Annotated in this window: 10 protein-coding genes; 7 read left to right on the forward strand and 3 right to left on the reverse strand. The window is 41.3% G+C overall.

Translation table 11 applies throughout. From position 1 onward, the window contains the following. The first annotated feature begins 121 nt into the window (after positions 1 to 121). Genes OSCIL6407_RS0103370 through OSCIL6407_RS0103380 form a run of 3 tightly spaced genes read left to right on the forward strand, consistent with a single transcriptional unit; the run spans position 122 to position 4,111 of the window. Complete coding sequence (locus OSCIL6407_RS0103370) at positions 122 to 1,306, forward strand: 2-isopropylmalate synthase (protein WP_007357779.1); 1,185 nt, start codon at positions 122 to 124, stop codon at positions 1,304 to 1,306. After that, positions 1,299 to 2,357 (forward strand): 3-isopropylmalate dehydrogenase, encoded by a 1,059-nt coding sequence (gene leuB / locus OSCIL6407_RS0103375; RefSeq protein WP_007357780.1) that lies wholly within the window; start codon positions 1,299 to 1,301, stop codon positions 2,355 to 2,357. The genes OSCIL6407_RS0103370 and leuB overlap by 8 nt, the downstream gene beginning before the upstream one ends. 8 nt (positions 2,358 to 2,365) lie before the next feature. Further along, entirely contained in the window at positions 2,366 to 4,111 is a 1,746-nt protein-coding gene (locus OSCIL6407_RS0103380; protein WP_007357781.1) for an aconitase/3-isopropylmalate dehydratase large subunit family protein, read from the forward strand. 169 nt (positions 4,112 to 4,280) lie between these two features. Here the strand turns inward: OSCIL6407_RS0103380 and OSCIL6407_RS0103385 are convergent, their stop codons facing one another. Next, positions 4,281 to 9,962 (reverse strand): trifunctional serine/threonine-protein kinase/ATP-binding protein/sensor histidine kinase, encoded by a 5,682-nt coding sequence (locus tag OSCIL6407_RS0103385; protein WP_007357782.1) that lies wholly within the window; start codon positions 9,960 to 9,962, stop codon positions 4,281 to 4,283. 535 nt (positions 9,963 to 10,497) lie between these two features. Then, positions 10,498 to 11,091, reverse strand: coding sequence for a DUF3611 family protein (locus tag OSCIL6407_RS0103395; RefSeq protein WP_007357784.1), 594 nt, complete (start codon positions 11,089 to 11,091; stop codon positions 10,498 to 10,500). A gap of 168 nt (positions 11,092 to 11,259) precedes the next feature. Between OSCIL6407_RS0103395 and OSCIL6407_RS36120 the strand changes: the two genes are divergently transcribed. Together OSCIL6407_RS36120 and OSCIL6407_RS0103405 are read left to right on the forward strand one after the other, a co-directional pair. Beyond that, the gene (locus tag OSCIL6407_RS36120) at positions 11,260 to 11,430 is read left to right on the forward strand and encodes a hypothetical protein (RefSeq protein WP_007357785.1); all 171 of its coding nucleotides are present in this window, start codon (positions 11,260 to 11,262) and stop codon (positions 11,428 to 11,430) included. A 527-nt stretch (positions 11,431 to 11,957) separates the two neighbouring features. After that, the gene (locus OSCIL6407_RS0103405) at positions 11,958 to 12,251 is read left to right on the forward strand and encodes a hypothetical protein (protein WP_007357786.1); all 294 of its coding nucleotides are present in this window, start codon (positions 11,958 to 11,960) and stop codon (positions 12,249 to 12,251) included. A gap of 530 nt (positions 12,252 to 12,781) precedes the next feature. Here OSCIL6407_RS0103405 and OSCIL6407_RS0103410 read toward each other — a convergent pair. Next, positions 12,782 to 12,961 carry a helix-turn-helix domain-containing protein gene (locus OSCIL6407_RS0103410; RefSeq protein ID WP_007357788.1) on the reverse strand — a complete coding sequence of 60 codons (180 nt, stop codon included), beginning with the start codon at positions 12,959 to 12,961 and terminating at the stop codon, positions 12,782 to 12,784. A 283-nt stretch (positions 12,962 to 13,244) separates the two neighbouring features. On the opposite strand from OSCIL6407_RS0103410, the gene OSCIL6407_RS36865 reads away from it, so the two are divergent. Both OSCIL6407_RS36865 and OSCIL6407_RS30225 read left to right on the forward strand, forming a co-directional pair. Beyond that, on the forward strand, positions 13,245 to 13,616 hold the full coding sequence (locus tag OSCIL6407_RS36865; RefSeq protein ID WP_234709922.1) for a cytochrome P450: 372 nt from the start codon (positions 13,245 to 13,247) through the stop codon (positions 13,614 to 13,616). 23 nt (positions 13,617 to 13,639) lie between these two features. Beyond that, positions 13,640 to 14,605, forward strand: coding sequence for a cytochrome P450 (locus tag OSCIL6407_RS30225; protein ID WP_234709923.1), 966 nt, complete (start codon positions 13,640 to 13,642; stop codon positions 14,603 to 14,605). The last annotated feature ends 92 nt before the right edge of the window (positions 14,606 to 14,697 follow it).

Here is a 14,697-nt window from a genome sequence, read left to right on the forward strand (position 1 = left end):
TTTTAAGATATAAGTTACAGTCATAAAAAAATGGGTAAAATATAGAAGAGCAATAAAAAAGAAATGTAAACTCCCAATTGATACTCGTAAAAATTACTATCCATTTTTGCGGAGGAACAATATGTCTAAACTTCCCTTAATTATTTCTGATGAAACCCTCCGGGATGGCGAACAGCAAGCTGGTCTTTTCCTCCCTTACGAAACTAAAAAAACTTTAGCTAAGCTCATCAGCCAAACCGGAGTTCATCAAATAGACATAATGCCAGCAGTTCACGAAACTGAAGAACATTTACTAAAAACCTTGGTGGCAGAAGGTAATGGGAGCATTATGATGGCTGCCACAATGGTTGGCAAACAATTTATCGACCAGGCTTTAGCCTGCGGAGTAGAACGAATAATTCTCTTCTATGCCGTTTCAGACCGTCTTTTGCTTTTAAGAGATGCAGAAGTTCGCAATTTAGTAGCGTCCCCAGAGAAAATAGAGGATGACAATCTCCCTAATGCACTTGTCCACCGCGTTCGCCAGAATATGATTAATAAAGTTTTGGAAAATCTGCGTTACGCGACGAGTGCAGAAGTTGGTTTAAAAGTAGAGTTTGCTGCCGAAGATGCCAGCCGGGCCGAGTTTAACTTTTTAGTGGATTGCATTCGCTCATTCCAACCCTACATCGAACACTTTGTCCTTTGCGACACAATGGGAATCCTCACTCCAGAAAAGACTTATGTATGGGTGCACGACCTCATAGAATTGACCAATAATACAGCATTGGGAGTGCATTTTCATAATGACTTAGGCATGGCTCTCGAAAATACCATTCAAGCTGTCATCGCCGGATCTTCAATGATTTCTGGGACATTTTTAGGTATCGGCGAACGGGCAGGAAATATCCCACTAGAGCAAGTTTTAAATGGACTGAGATGGCGCTTTGGAATAGAAGTAGATGGTATTGATTATGAAGCCCTCACTCAAGTAACAAACTATCTCGATTCTCTAGGAGTTCGTCCCGCTCCCCCTTACTCTAAAGCTGCCCTTCGTCACGAAAGCGGCATTCATGTAAATGGCTTTTTACGCGACCCAGATAGCTACCACATTTTTCCTTACGCCTCACCAGAAATTTGGTTTGGAAAATGCAGTGGAGCCAGCAATTTTCAGTACCTTTTTGAGAAGCAATTAAATCAGCCTCTCTCCCCTCAAGAATATAACCGAATGCGAGATAAAATTAAATCTTTTTCCATCCAAGAGGAGCGATGTTTTTCGCCTGAAGAGATAGTTGAGCTATTCAAGCAAGGATTTTTTAATGACTAAGCCATATCGCGTGGTAGCTCTCCCCGGTGAAGGAATCGGACCAGAAGTAGTAGATGCTTCTTTAAAGGTTCTCCAGCATTTAGCACAACTAGAAGGATTTTCTCTAGTTATAAACGATGCCTTAATCGGACAACCTGCCTTCAATAAATTTGGAAATTTTTTCCCCGCACAAACGGCACAAATATGCGAAGGGTCTGATGGAATTTTGTTCGGAGCAGTGACAAAGGGTGGTATTCTCGAACTTCGCCAACACTTCGACTTCTTTACCAATCTTCGCCCTGTGCGTCCCTTTGAAACTTTATTGAATAAATCTAGCCTCCAGCCCCAAAAGATTCAAGGACTCGATATATTGTTTGTTAGGGAATTGGTAAGCGGAATATATTTTGGCCCATCGGGACGAGAGCAAGACGATAATGGCTCTTATGGCTATCACACAATGAAATACTACGATTGGCAAATTCGCCGCATTGCTAGAGTTGCTCTCCAAAAAGCTAAAGAACGCCGAGGGTTACTCACCGTCGCCCACAAGGAAAATGCTCTCCCACAAATACCTTGGAGCCGTTTAGTGCAGGAGGAAGCTAAGCATTTCCCTGATGTTCTAGTCGAACCTATGTTAGTAGATAACTTAGCAATGCAACTCGTAGTCGAGCCGAAGCGATTTGATGTTATTCTGGCTGGGAATCTATTTGGGGATATTCTCAGCGATATCGGAGGGGCATTAGTAGGTTCCATAGGGTTATTACCCTCTGCTAGTATTAACGAGGGAGGATTCGGCCTTTATGAAGCTATACACGGTACAGCACCAAATATTGCTGGGATGGGTATTGCTAATCCTTTAGGAACGATCGGGGCTGTTGTATTAATGCTCCAACAATGGGGAGAAACCAATGCTGCTACTCGCCTAATTCAATCGATAGAAAGAGTTTTAGCTTTGGGCTACCGCACGGCTGACTTAGCCCCCCAAGGTCAAGAAATCTTGGTGAACACAAAAACTTTAACTGAGCTTATAATTCAACAGATTTCTGAGCTAGTTTTAGCAAATAATGAGTAAGAAAACTTATGAAAACCGAACCAAAAGTGTTGAAGCTTGGGGATAATATTAATACAGACGATATTATACCAGCTAAATGGTGTACTACTGCTGACCCAGAGTATTTAAAACAGTATGCTTTTGAACATCTAATTGGTGAAGGAAATCTTCTGGGCTATAGTGAAATTGAAGCCGGACGCAATTTCGGCTGTGGTTCAAGTCGGGAACACGCTCCTATTGCTATTAAAGCTGCTGGTATTAGAAAAGTCCGCGCTCATTCTTTTGCGGAGATATTTTACCGAAATAGTATCAATATTGGTCTGGCTTTAGAAATTTCTTCCCAACCGCAAAATCATCCAGTAGTTGAAGCTATCATGAATGCAGGAGGTTTAATTCCCTTTAACCAAAAGCGCAAAAGAGGTGAAATTTCTATTCCTAAAAGTGCAACTTCTGTTAGGGCAATGACTATGGCAGAAAAACTTTTGGCACGCGCTTCGGGAAATGATTATGTACAGCCAGGAGAAACAGTTTTTGTTAAGGTCGATCTAGCGATGTCTCACGATGCTGTAGCTGCACCAGTTGCTAAGGTTTTTTACGTGCATTTTGGGGAAGATGCCAAACTTTGGGATGTCAACCGCGTTGTTTTAGTAGCCGATCACTTTATCCAAGTTAACGATGTGCGAGTAGACCCTAAAGCTACTTTACTATATTCGGAAATGGTGCAGTTTGCACGAGCGCAAGGTTGTCATTTATTAGATGTAGTTTCCCCTGGAGAAGCGGCGGGTATTTGCCACGTTTTACTGCCTGAAAAGGGTTTTATTCGTCCAGGTACGATTGTCGCCGGGACGGATTCTCACACTTGCACCTATGGGGCATTTGGTTGTTTTTCCACTGGTGTGGGAACGACGGATATGGCGAATATATTTGCAATGGGGGATATGTGGGTGCGAGTTCCTCCCACTCTACTTTTTCAACTTGAAGGAACTTTGCCCGAATATATTACTGCTAAGGATATTATGCTGTTTATCCTGGGCAAAATCGGCTGTGACGGTGCTGCGGCTAAGGTGATGGAATTTCGAGGCAGTATTATTGATCGAATGCCAATGGAAGAACGCATGACTTTATCTAATATGGCAATCGAGTGTGGTGCAATGTGTGGGTTAATTGCTCCTGATGCTACAACTCGCCAATATTTACAAAGCTGCGGTCAAGATTTATTTGAGGAAGTTGTTAGTGACCCGGATGCTGATTATGAAGAAATCTATCATTTTGATTTAAATGATTTAGAACCACAGGTGGCTTGTCCTCCTAAACCCGACCAAGTAGTTGCAATTAGTGAGTTAGGAGAAGTGCCTATTACTAAGGCTTTTATTGGTTCTTGCACGGGGGGGAAACTTTCCGATTTGGCGCAAGCTGCTGAGGTTCTTAAAGGTCGTCATGTAGCTCCTGGTGTGAGTCTTTTTATTGTGCCAGCTTCTTTGGAGGTGCGTCAAAAGGCTGAGAATTTAGGGTATATGCAAATATTTGAAGCGGCGGGAGCAACTGTTCTTAAATCAGGTTGTGGTGCTTGTATTAATGCTGGACTTGGGGTGTTAAATAAGGAGGAGACGGGCGTTTATGCTACCAATCGTAATTTTAAAGGGCGAAGCGGCGATCCAAGTGCGAATAACTATTTAGCTTCTCCCCGCATGGTGGCTATTTCGGCAGTTGAGGGAAAAATTAGCGATCAGCTTAGTAAGGAGAAGGTAATAGCTAATAAACTCTTGCACATCTAATTGTCCAAACCACTCTAGACTATACTCAGGGTTTTAGCTTCTAAATTATACAAGTTAAATAGGCGATCGCTCACTACCTACACGATGAAAGCAATAACACTTTTAGTCTTTCACTACCAAACTGCCCGAAGCCTCGATCATAAGCAGTTTACCATAATCAGATTTGGTATCACCTGTGTTGAGTTTCCTGCTTGATCGGAATCTCAATCACAAATTCCGCTCCCTTTCCAAGTGCTGAAATACAAGTTAGCCTACCATGATGTTTTTCCACTACAATTTGATAGCTAATAGCTAAACCCAAACCAGTACCAGAGCCAACAGGTTTTGTAGTAAAGAAAGGATCGAAAACCCTTTGGCATACTTCCTCTGTCATCCCCGCTCCATTGTCAGCAATACAAATATGCACTTTGTTACCATTGACGACACTGGTGCGAATGCAAATTTTTCCTTTTTTATTGGTCACAAGTTCTTTTTTCTCTCCTGCTACTGTAGGAGAAACCACAAATGACTCTTCTATCGCATCAATAGCATTACTGAGTATATTCATAAATACTTGGTTCAGGAAGCCGGGGTAACACTCTACACTCGGTAGATTTGCATACTCTTTAACAATTTCAATACCTCTATTTTCTGGCCTAGCTTTTAGCTGATTTTGCAACAAAAGCAGAGTGCTATCGAGTCCTTCATGGATATCTACTTCTTTCATTACCGCCTCATCTAAGCGCGAGAAATTCCGCAACGACAAGACAATCTGGCGAATGCGTTCCGCCCCTACCTGCATCGAATCAAGCAGTCGAGGAAAATCAGAAATTAAGAATTCCAGATCGACATTTTCTGCAAGGTTATTAATCTCAGGAGTTGCATTAGGCAATTGCTGCTGGTAAAGATTCAGTACTCCCAATAAGTCATGGAAATAGTCACTAGCATGGGTAAGATTGCCATATATAAAGTTAATCGGATTATTGATTTCGTGAGCTATACCAGCAACCATTTGCCCCAGACTTGACATTTTTTCCGTTTGAATTAGTTGAGTCTGTGCCGCTTGCAATTCCTGTAGAGCAAGTTCAATCTGAATTGCTTGTTCTCTCAAAAGTATATTTTTTTCTTGTAACTCTACCGTCCTTGCTTCCACTTTCTGTTCTAGGGTTTGGTTGTAATCGTCTAATTGCTCGTTAGCTGTTTTCAGCCTTTGAGTTGCAGTTTCCAATTTCCCATAAAGCATCGCATTTTTAAGGGAGATAGCTATCTGAGAAGAAAGTATTTTTAAGACTTCCAGCCGCTGAGGTGTAAAAGCACCACTTGTGATATTATTTTCTAAGTAAAGGATGCCAATTAGCTTGCCTTGATTAATAATAGGCATAGACAATATTGACTTGGGCTGTGTTTTTATAATGTAAGAATCGTTTATAAATCTTCCTGATACTGTTGCATCATTTAACACAACATTTTCTTTAGCTATTCCCACGTAGTTAATTATAGAAATAGGTATATTTTCACTGTTTTCAACTGGTGATTCACAACACCATACAACAGTATTTTTATCCACAACACCTGTAGCTTCTATCAAAAGCTTTCCATCTTTTTCTAAAATCAGAGAGCTATTAGTAGCTCCGGCATTTTCCATCACAATTTTCAGTAGCTTATCCAGCAATTTATCGAGAACTATTTCTTCAGCCAAAGCCAGAGATGCTTTGTTCACAGTAGACAAATCCAAAACCGCAGAACTTCCTCCTGTGGTCGAAGTTGTTGTCTTATTAATCTCTATACCTGTGGATTCTCGCATCAGCATCTCGGAAAATACCAAGGGATATCTAGACTCTAAATCTTTAACTTTAGCTTTAGCTCCCCAACGAATATATCCGTAGTAAGCCTGTGTTAAATAAATTTGAGCAAACTTGTCTCTACCGAGGGAGAAATAAAACTCGGCCGCTAGTTCCGAAGCTATTGCTTCTTCCTGAAAATATCCTTGTTCTTTAGCTCCCGTTATAGCTCGGTCATAATATTCCATTGCTTCTAGAATTTGCCCTTGAGTCCGTGCTTTCTCAGCCTCCACCAGTTCGTACTTATGCTGGAAGTTAAAGGGAGCAGAATCTGCCCATTGTCGCATTTTTTGCTGATTTTTCTCTACAATATCCAGGTATTGTTCTTGCTCTGAGCTTGAAGCTTTGGAATATTGAGCAAGGAGAGCCAGCGAATAATAGAAGTTGTGAGCGGCAGATACTATCATGTTCATCACACTGACAGCGTGTTCTGCTGCTAAACTGCCGCTGGCAATAGCATTCTTGGGTTCTTTAAACAGATAAAATAAAATCGTCTTTGCGAGATAGGCAATAAACAGCAAAATCAGATTGTTAGCTTCAATAAAAACAGGCAGCATTTGTGTTTCATCAAAACTATCACCCACCAACTGACATTTATCATTGGCTTCCTTTTGAAGATTTAACGTCAGTTGGTGCAACATCTTAATGTAATAAATAGAATAGTCTTGTTTTATTTTCAGCGCTAAATCAACATACTGCGTTTGTTGCTGCTCTACAATGTCTAATCGCTCCCCAGTTAAAAACAGGCTAGCGCAATAAGCAGTAGCACTATAGCCAGCATATTCTATATCTCCAGTTTCCAGTCCACTTTGCATACTCTCTTGAAGCGGTTGTAATGCGTAATTGAGATGCGCTTTCCAGGGTCTAATCAAACCGTTAAATAAACTGTAAACTTTACATTTAATAAAGTTGGTATCAAACTTATCTAATAGCTTTAAACCTAGCTGACTTGCATGATATGCTGTATCTATGTCGCCACTGTTCGCGTACACAATCACACCATAAAAAGCATAAGTAAAAGCGCTTAATGCTGAATAACCGTGTTCAACACAGAGATTGATCTGAGCCAATACAATCAGGGGCACAATCTCAGGCTTGGTAGTGTAAGCAGGAGAAACAAGGGACATTAGTATCCTTAATACTGCTATTTTGTAAGGATCGGTCATCTCTGGGATATTGTCTAAGTCCGTGAGCTTGGGCAACTCAACCAGAAAACCCCCATCGCCTTCGTCATTTGATAAGGAAACACCCAGCATACCCAGCACTTCCAGCCCAGTATCGATGGCTTTTAACATTTGGTTTTGAGCCATATAAAACTGGATTTGTAACTCATATACTTTCACTCTTTCGAGCAGGGTGTTAGCTTGTTGTAGAACAACTTCTGCAAGAGCTGCTGACCTTTCGTAATTGGTATTGAGATATTCCGCTTCTACGGCTTCTACATAAAGTGCAAGTGTCAGATCGTAGTTACTCTGCCAACTGTTTTCTGCTAAGAGGTTTAATCCTACTCTTAATTGCATGACAGCAGCTTCATAAGCTGAAGCTGCTTTGGCTTTTCGACCAGCCATTAAATTTAATTGAGCAAGCTGGTATTTTTCTGCTTGCTCGGTAATGAATTCTACTCCCACATTTAGCTGGCTAACAATATCAAAGACATTTTCTTCTAAAGCTTCTTGATTTGTATTCTGTAACAGTAGTTGACCGATTTTTAGGTGGGTAGCTTTTTGCTGCTTAGTAGGAATTAGAGAATAAGCCGCTTGTTGCACCCGGTCATGCAAAAATCTGTAAGATACTTTGTAAGTATTAATTTCTAATTGCGATCCTTGACTATTGGCTATTGTCAAAGACTCATTCCCCTTGCACAGTAACGGTATTTTGTAAGCACTTTCTCCAAAGGGCAAAATTAGACCAGTCTGAAGCCCATCCCATAAAGCAGATGCCGTTTCTGATATAGATTTTTCACTTACTATTGCCAAAACATCTAAATTAAACCTGTTGCCAATACAAGCCGCTAACTTTAAAACTTTCTGGGTGTCGGAAGGCAGTTTTAGAATATTTCTGGCTATGAGTTCGACGACATTATAATCTGCGATCGCAATACTTTGAATCTGGCTCATATCCCACTGCCATTTGCCAAGGCTGAAGTCGAATTTCAACAGTTTTTCGGCGTAAAGGGATGTGAGCAGTTGAGTGAGAAAAAAGGGATTACCTTGAGTTTTATTGAAAACTAGCTCAGCTAATAACTTGCACTTTTCTATTTCATCGTTATTGTTTTTAGCAAGCAAACTTTCTTCCTCAGTTTCTCCCTTTTGCTCCGAAACATAAGCAAGAGGGGAGACTGCTGATGAGCCGTTGTCACCCAAGGTGTCAGCAACTAATTGATTGACTGTACTAAGTGTCAACGGTTGCAGAATAATATTATTTACGATCGATCCCGATGAATAAATACTATCTAAGGTCTGCATTAACGGGTGAGTTGGGCTGACTTCGTTATCTCGATAGGCTCCAATTACTAATAAATATTGGCTATCTTTGTCAGTTAGCAGCACATGAATCAATTTTAAGGAAGCAGAATCTGCCCACTGTAAATCATCTAAAAATAGAACTAGCGGATGTGCTTTTTGAGTGAAAATATGAATGAACTGTTTAAAGGCCAGATTAAAACGGTTTTGTGATTCGCTTGCCCCTAATCGAGAAACTTCAGGTTGCTCGCCAACGATCAATTCCAATTCGGGAATAACGTCAATTATAACTCTAGTATTTTGACCTAACTCATTTAAAATCTGCTGTTTCCAAAAGTCAATTCTTTCAGAGTTTTCTGTTAACAATTGCCGAATTAGTTCTTCAAAAGCTTGAATTAAGGCTCCATAGGGAATATTCCGTTTAAACTGGTCAAACTTCCCTGATATAAAATAACCTCTTGCTCCGACAATGGGTTTGTGGACTTCATAAACTAAGCAAGATTTACCTATGCCTGAGTAGCCGGAAACTAGCATAATCTCCGCTTTTCCCCTGCTAACTCTGTCAAAAGCATCCATTAGATTGGCTACTTGTGTTTCTCTGCCATAGAGTTTTTGGGGAATTGAAAATTTACCTGACTTATCACGCTCGCCCGGAATGAAGTTACCAATTGTTCCCGTTTGTTGCAATTGATTTAGACATTGTTCTAGATCTGCCTTAAGACCATAACCACTTTGATATCTATCTTCAGCAGTCTTGGCTAGTAATTTCATCACAATGTCAGAAATTGCTTTGATAATCGCGCGATTTTTGATTTTAGAGTTGAGATGTTCCTGCGTGACTTCTAATCCGCTATTTTGCTCTTTTAACTCCATAATCTCCCAAAGTGGGACAGGCTGTTTAGCAATATGACAGTGAACTAATTCCATTGGATCTGTAGTCTTAAATGGCAGTTCACCACACATCATTTCATAAAATGTAACCCCTAAAGAATAGAAATCAGTGCGGTAGTCAATTGAGCGATTCATTCGCCCTGTTTGTTCTGGCGATATATAGGCTAGGGTTCCTTCTAGTAAAGTGGGATGACTGAGTGTTTGCGTCTCTCTAGATAATCGCGTGGCAATGCTAAAGTCGGTAATTTTTACTTCGAGGGTATTAGGAGTGATGATGATATTGGTGGGCTTGATATCTTTATGAATAATTTTATTGTCATGCAATTTACCAAGAGTGTCTGCTAACTGAATAGCAATTGATAAAAACTCTTTAAGTTCCAGTTGGCGCTGGCTCAAAAACTTTTTGAGGGCTTCTCCTTTTGAATCTTCTAATATTAATGCCAGACCATTACGATGGTTTTCTAATCCGTGGGGCTTGACAATCCCTTCTAAATTAAGATTTCTAGCAATTTCATATTCATGTCTCAATTGCATGATTTCTTCGAGAGTAGGATATTCTGCTCTCAAAAGCTTGATGATGACAGCCTGTCCATCTTCTTTTCTCTGGGCACGATAGACTACTGTATTCAAACCCTCGTTAATTTTTTCTATTAGTTTGTATTTGATCTTGATACTCATATAATTTTTACCTATCTTAACAAGGGTTGTAAGGGATAATGTGTTAGAATATACCGTATTCAAACTCAAGCTTATATTCTTGAGAATTTCTGGAGAATAGAGTCTTACAGTTTTATGGTTAACAACAGTTGTAATATAAAGTATAGTAACTTAATTTCCATCTAGTTGAAATCCGTAATTTCCACATTCTTTGCTACTCTTACTTATGCTAGTACAATTCCCTAAGTAAGTAAGTAGGTAGGCGTTGATAGGTACAAGTGATGCTGGGAAAGCACTCAGCAAAGGTGGGCTGGATCGAAAGGAGAAGCCAAAACCTATCCAAGAGGAGTGGGGAAAGAAATATTACAATCCCTCACCCAACTAAAAAGACAAGAACCCTGAAACTCGCTGCTTCACAAATTACAATAATTAGGGTGGCCCCCTCAACAACTTGACCCTGGATGCGATCGCCAGAAATTACCCTCCTAAATCGACCCCAATCAGCCCCCATTTGTGTCCTCAGAGTTCTTGCTTCCGTAGTGTCTGACCCCTCTTCCTACTGCTTATAAATACGCTCTAGTAACCAAAGGGCGGCAACAATACCGATAAAGTGGGCAAAAATAGCGTGGGTGTTAGCCAGTACCACAAAAATATCGAGGGGCTGGATGAACTGGTTAAAATTGATATTGGGGTTGTATAAAGCTTGTGGCTGAGCCAGAGATTTAGCTAACAGCGTGCCGCTGATCGCTTCTGCTCCTAGTATAGTCAGAAACATCCCCACCGTATTGCTCATGAGGGCCAATCGTACTGCTTGAATCGTGTCAGCCTTCTTGGGGCGGGTAGTAGTACTGGGCGATCGCAATTCTCTGGACAAGCGAGTGTAGCGGAAAGCTCGATAAACACTATAAGCTAGTACCCCTAGCCCGCAAATCGCAAAAAATAAACCCCCACCAGTACCAGGATTTGTTGAACGCGCACCAGAAGCCGCACTTGGCAAAGCAAAGGGGATAGCAAATAGCAAAATCAGCGCCGCAACTACTGATAGCACTGATTGCGCCCAAAAGCAAACCCACCCTACATTACGAAGGGCAGAAGCAACTCGCTGCACAGCAGGCGGAAGTGACGAAAAGGACTCTAACTGATTTGACATATTTCGAGTTGATGGGAGCTATTAGGCTGAATTTAGAACATTTTTCTAACCAGGGAGGCTTGACGGCAGGTTAACCCTCTTTACACAATAGACATAAATGTTGAAGAATTGTAACTAAACAAGCTAGTTTAAACTTAACTAGCATTACGTCGCGAGGTACCGCAAGCAATGTCGCAACTACAACCCACCACTACTCCCAAGCTGGAACAGCCAAAGTTTGGCTTCAACGACTACGCGGAACGCCTCAATGGTCGAGCCGCGATGGTTGGTTTTACCCTAACTCTGATTATCGAGTATTTCACTGGACAGGGATTACTCTCTTGGCTAGGTCTTAACTAAATTTTAGCAATGGCTAAGGTGTGCCCCTACCTAACCCTTGGGGTTAGTCTGGGAAACTTGCCAGGGTTTCAGGGACGCTAGAGAACCGAAGCAGAAGGCAAAAGCTAGAAGGTAGAAGGGATTTAGTTATCTAGAAGGGTAGAAAGTTAAAAGACTTATTCCTCATACTTTTCCACCTTTTTTTAACTGGTGAGTTATTCCTACCATTCTGCTCTAGTCAAGGGCAGCAAGCGTTCTTCACCGCGATCGCCTCTAGGATTTAGTTAGAATAGACATTAGCGAGAACAACTTCAAAGAGTTCTGTATCTAAGAGTGAAATTCTCGCCAGTGAAAATTATCGCCGTCGCCAGATGTCGGAGGTAAAATTTTGTAGCTCAAGAGCTTGGCAATTTGGTCGCGCTCTCCTACAATTCCCCAAGGTGAGGATATAAAGTTAAATTCGGGTAGCCTTTGAGCTAGAAAATCCCGAACTTTCCGCCAACTCTAAGTTTTAGAGATCGTAGATAAACAGAACTGAGTAAACCGCGATGAATGTTTCATGGCAGCGCATTTTAAAATCAGCTTACCGCAGGGAGCCTGTCACCAGCTTTGTGATTACAGTAGGGGCTGTTGATGCCGCGATCGGCGGTATGGCCGCGAGTGGGTCGTTATTAGCTTTTGGACTCGGTACTGCTAGCGTGGCGATCGCTCTCCGTTGGTGGCAACTCCACAGTTCCTCTATCGAGCAACCGGCCCCAGCCCCAGAATATTATCTCCCTCCTCATTCTTCTAGACCTCAGTTGCCGATGCTGAATGTGTCTAAGAAAAATCCTCCGTACTAAGGGAATTTGGGGTTTATCGAGATTATCTATGGGTAATAAAATCCATCGGTGAACCCATCCCTACCACACTGGTCGATCGTGATGACCTTGTATAGAGTTGAATTAATTAGGACTTGCTGAATGAGTGAGAAAAGTAAACAGTCAATCAATCTACAGTAATGAACCTTTCTACCTGGTTAAGACAGGTTTTTTGTGTGTTTTTATATCACCAACCGAAAATCACACCTATTTACGGTTCAATGATTATTAAAAGCTATAACTGGGCAAGCTATAGTCAACAAAAAGTTATGTTTCGCTCCCGCTTGAATTGCCCATCAAGAGCGATGCCTGCGGCGGGCTTCGCCTACGCGATTTTTCCTAACTTATTCAGCAAGCCCTAATTAGAGGCTGTGTAAAGAAAGATTAAGGTATCCGAAAAAAGCACTTTATTATCGACAAAAGACAGAACTATTCTCTATGGAAGTGATACCTTTTTACTTCATAGCAATCTTGTTTATATCGGGCTTCAACTCCTTCTATGACAGCGATTGCTAATTCACTTTTTTTGCCCAGGTGTAACATACTTGCGCCCACAAACCAGCTAATCCTTTTTCTTGCCATCGATGTAATGTTGAACACACTGTGCTTGGCGAACACTTCAAATAGTGGCTGATTTTTTCAACTCGCCACCCTTGAGCTGATAATCGCACAGCTTCAGCCCGAGCTTTCATCCTTTGAGGAATATTTTTTCCTCTTCTTAATTCCCAAAGTGTTCGCTCTTCTTCACTATCTATGTGAGCCGAAAATACATCGGGAATTTGGGCAAAGTTAAAAATGGCATGGGGGCTTCAATCGATTAATTACTTTTAGGAATCGGTTTTCTGGAGTCCTTCCTGTAATTGAAGATGGTGCTGATTTCCACTTTTCCTCCGCCCTTAGTGACAAAAGAGCGTTAATCTCCATTTCAAGGTAGTATATGGGAATAAAAAACTTTGGATAGACTTGGGCGGATTTATGTTTCAAAGCATTACTTCTCAAATAAATGGTTCTTCTTCCTTGTTGTCATATTTAGGAATAGTATTAGGCGTTACTAGCATAGCGTCTGTACTGAGCTGGCGATGGTGGAAAGGAAAGGAAACGTATAAATCGCTACAATCACTCCCTTCGCCTCCCCAATATTGGGTGTTAGGAAATCTGCCACAAATATTAGCAGCAGTAAAACAGAAGAAATTATTTCAGCAATTTTTTGATTGGAGCCAGCAGCTAGGCCCGATGTACGTCATCTGGAATGGCAGGACTCCAATTGTCATTTTAAGTAAACCAAAAGTAATTGAAGATACTATTATCAATGGGATGAAAGATGGTAGCTTAATTAGATCGAGGTAGATCCTCTGTTTGTGGAACTAACAATGAGGGTGATTTCCTCTTTTGTACTAGGTATTCCTGTAGATAGAAATAGTACCAGTCAGGAAGGACACCCCCTGGAAGTTAGCAAGGTATACGAAGCGATGTCTATTGTAGGCTATCGTTTCCTGCGACAAGCTACGGGGGAGAAAAGATGGATGAAATATTTGCCAACTCAGAATTCACGGGATTATTGGGCAGCAAGGCGGTATTTAACGGAATTTCTTACTCCCCGCGTAGACTTAGCTTTACAGATGAGAGAACAAAATCAAACTGATTTCCCACAAGTCAGTAGTTTGTTTAGGGAATCAATGTTAGTCAAAGTCGCCGCTAAAGAACCAAAATACGATCGCGAAACCTTAATATCAGAATCGATTGAACTATTAATAGCTGGAACTGACACCACAGCCCATACTTTATCCTTTGCACTTGGCGAATTGAGCTTAAATCAAAGAGTATTTCAACAAGCACGAGATATCGTTGACCAAGCTTGGGAAAAACAAAGTGGGATTAACCTAAAAAACCTCAAAGAATTGGCTTATATTCGTGCTATTATCAAAGAAACACTGCGCCTTTATTCAGTTGCCTCCGGCTCAACTTCATTGGAGGCTCAACGGGATACTCTAATTGAAGGTACAGTGATTCCGCGTGGGACAAGAGTATCCTGGTCAATGCTTGCAGCCGGAAGAGATCCAGAAGTTTATGCTAACCCAGAGGAATTTCTGCCGGAACGTTGGCTAGACAAGAATAAGGAAACAAGTTCACTGCCAATGATAGACTTTGGCTCAGGCTCGCATCGTTGTTTAGGAGAGCATCTATCAATGCTGGAAGGAACGATGATGTTAGCATTATTGGTGCGCCATTTCGATTGGGAGTTAGTCAACGGTCGTTCTTCTCTGGAACAATTACAGCAAAACCTGTTAATTTATCCGTCAGATCGAATGCCAGTGCGCTTTCGAGGGAGAAACTGAGCCTAAACCTTTCTGGCGTTCTTGGTTGTCATGTGTCGATTCACTTAACTTAGTTTTAAAGACTCAAGTTCTGACAACAAACCGATGGAAGT

It is taken from the genome of Kamptonema formosum PCC 6407 (assembly GCF_000332155.1).
Classification (GTDB): Bacteria; Cyanobacteriota; Cyanobacteriia; order Cyanobacteriales; family Microcoleaceae; genus Kamptonema; species Kamptonema formosum.

Excerpts from the sequence above, each read along its gene's own strand:
- OSCIL6407_RS0103370 (WP_007357779.1), top strand. The coding sequence starts at position 122 with ATGTCTAAACTTCCCTTAATTATTTCTGATGAAACCCTCCGGGATGGC.
- leuB (WP_007357780.1), top strand. The coding sequence starts at position 1,299 with ATGACTAAGCCATATCGCGTGGTAGCTCTCCCCGGTGAAGGAATCGGA.
- OSCIL6407_RS0103380 (WP_007357781.1), top strand. The coding sequence starts at position 2,366 with ATGAAAACCGAACCAAAAGTGTTGAAGCTTGGGGATAATATTAATACA.
- OSCIL6407_RS0103385 (WP_007357782.1), bottom strand. The coding sequence starts at position 9,962 with ATGAGTATCAAGATCAAATACAAACTAATAGAAAAAATTAACGAGGGT.
- OSCIL6407_RS0103395 (WP_007357784.1), bottom strand. The coding sequence starts at position 11,091 with ATGTCAAATCAGTTAGAGTCCTTTTCGTCACTTCCGCCTGCTGTGCAG.
- OSCIL6407_RS36120 (WP_007357785.1), top strand. The coding sequence starts at position 11,260 with ATGTCGCAACTACAACCCACCACTACTCCCAAGCTGGAACAGCCAAAG.
- OSCIL6407_RS0103405 (WP_007357786.1), top strand. The coding sequence starts at position 11,958 with ATGAATGTTTCATGGCAGCGCATTTTAAAATCAGCTTACCGCAGGGAG.
- OSCIL6407_RS0103410 (WP_007357788.1), bottom strand. The coding sequence starts at position 12,961 with ATGAAAGCTCGGGCTGAAGCTGTGCGATTATCAGCTCAAGGGTGGCGA.
- OSCIL6407_RS36865 (WP_234709922.1), top strand. The coding sequence starts at position 13,245 with ATGTTTCAAAGCATTACTTCTCAAATAAATGGTTCTTCTTCCTTGTTG.
- OSCIL6407_RS30225 (WP_234709923.1), top strand. The coding sequence starts at position 13,640 with ATGAGGGTGATTTCCTCTTTTGTACTAGGTATTCCTGTAGATAGAAAT.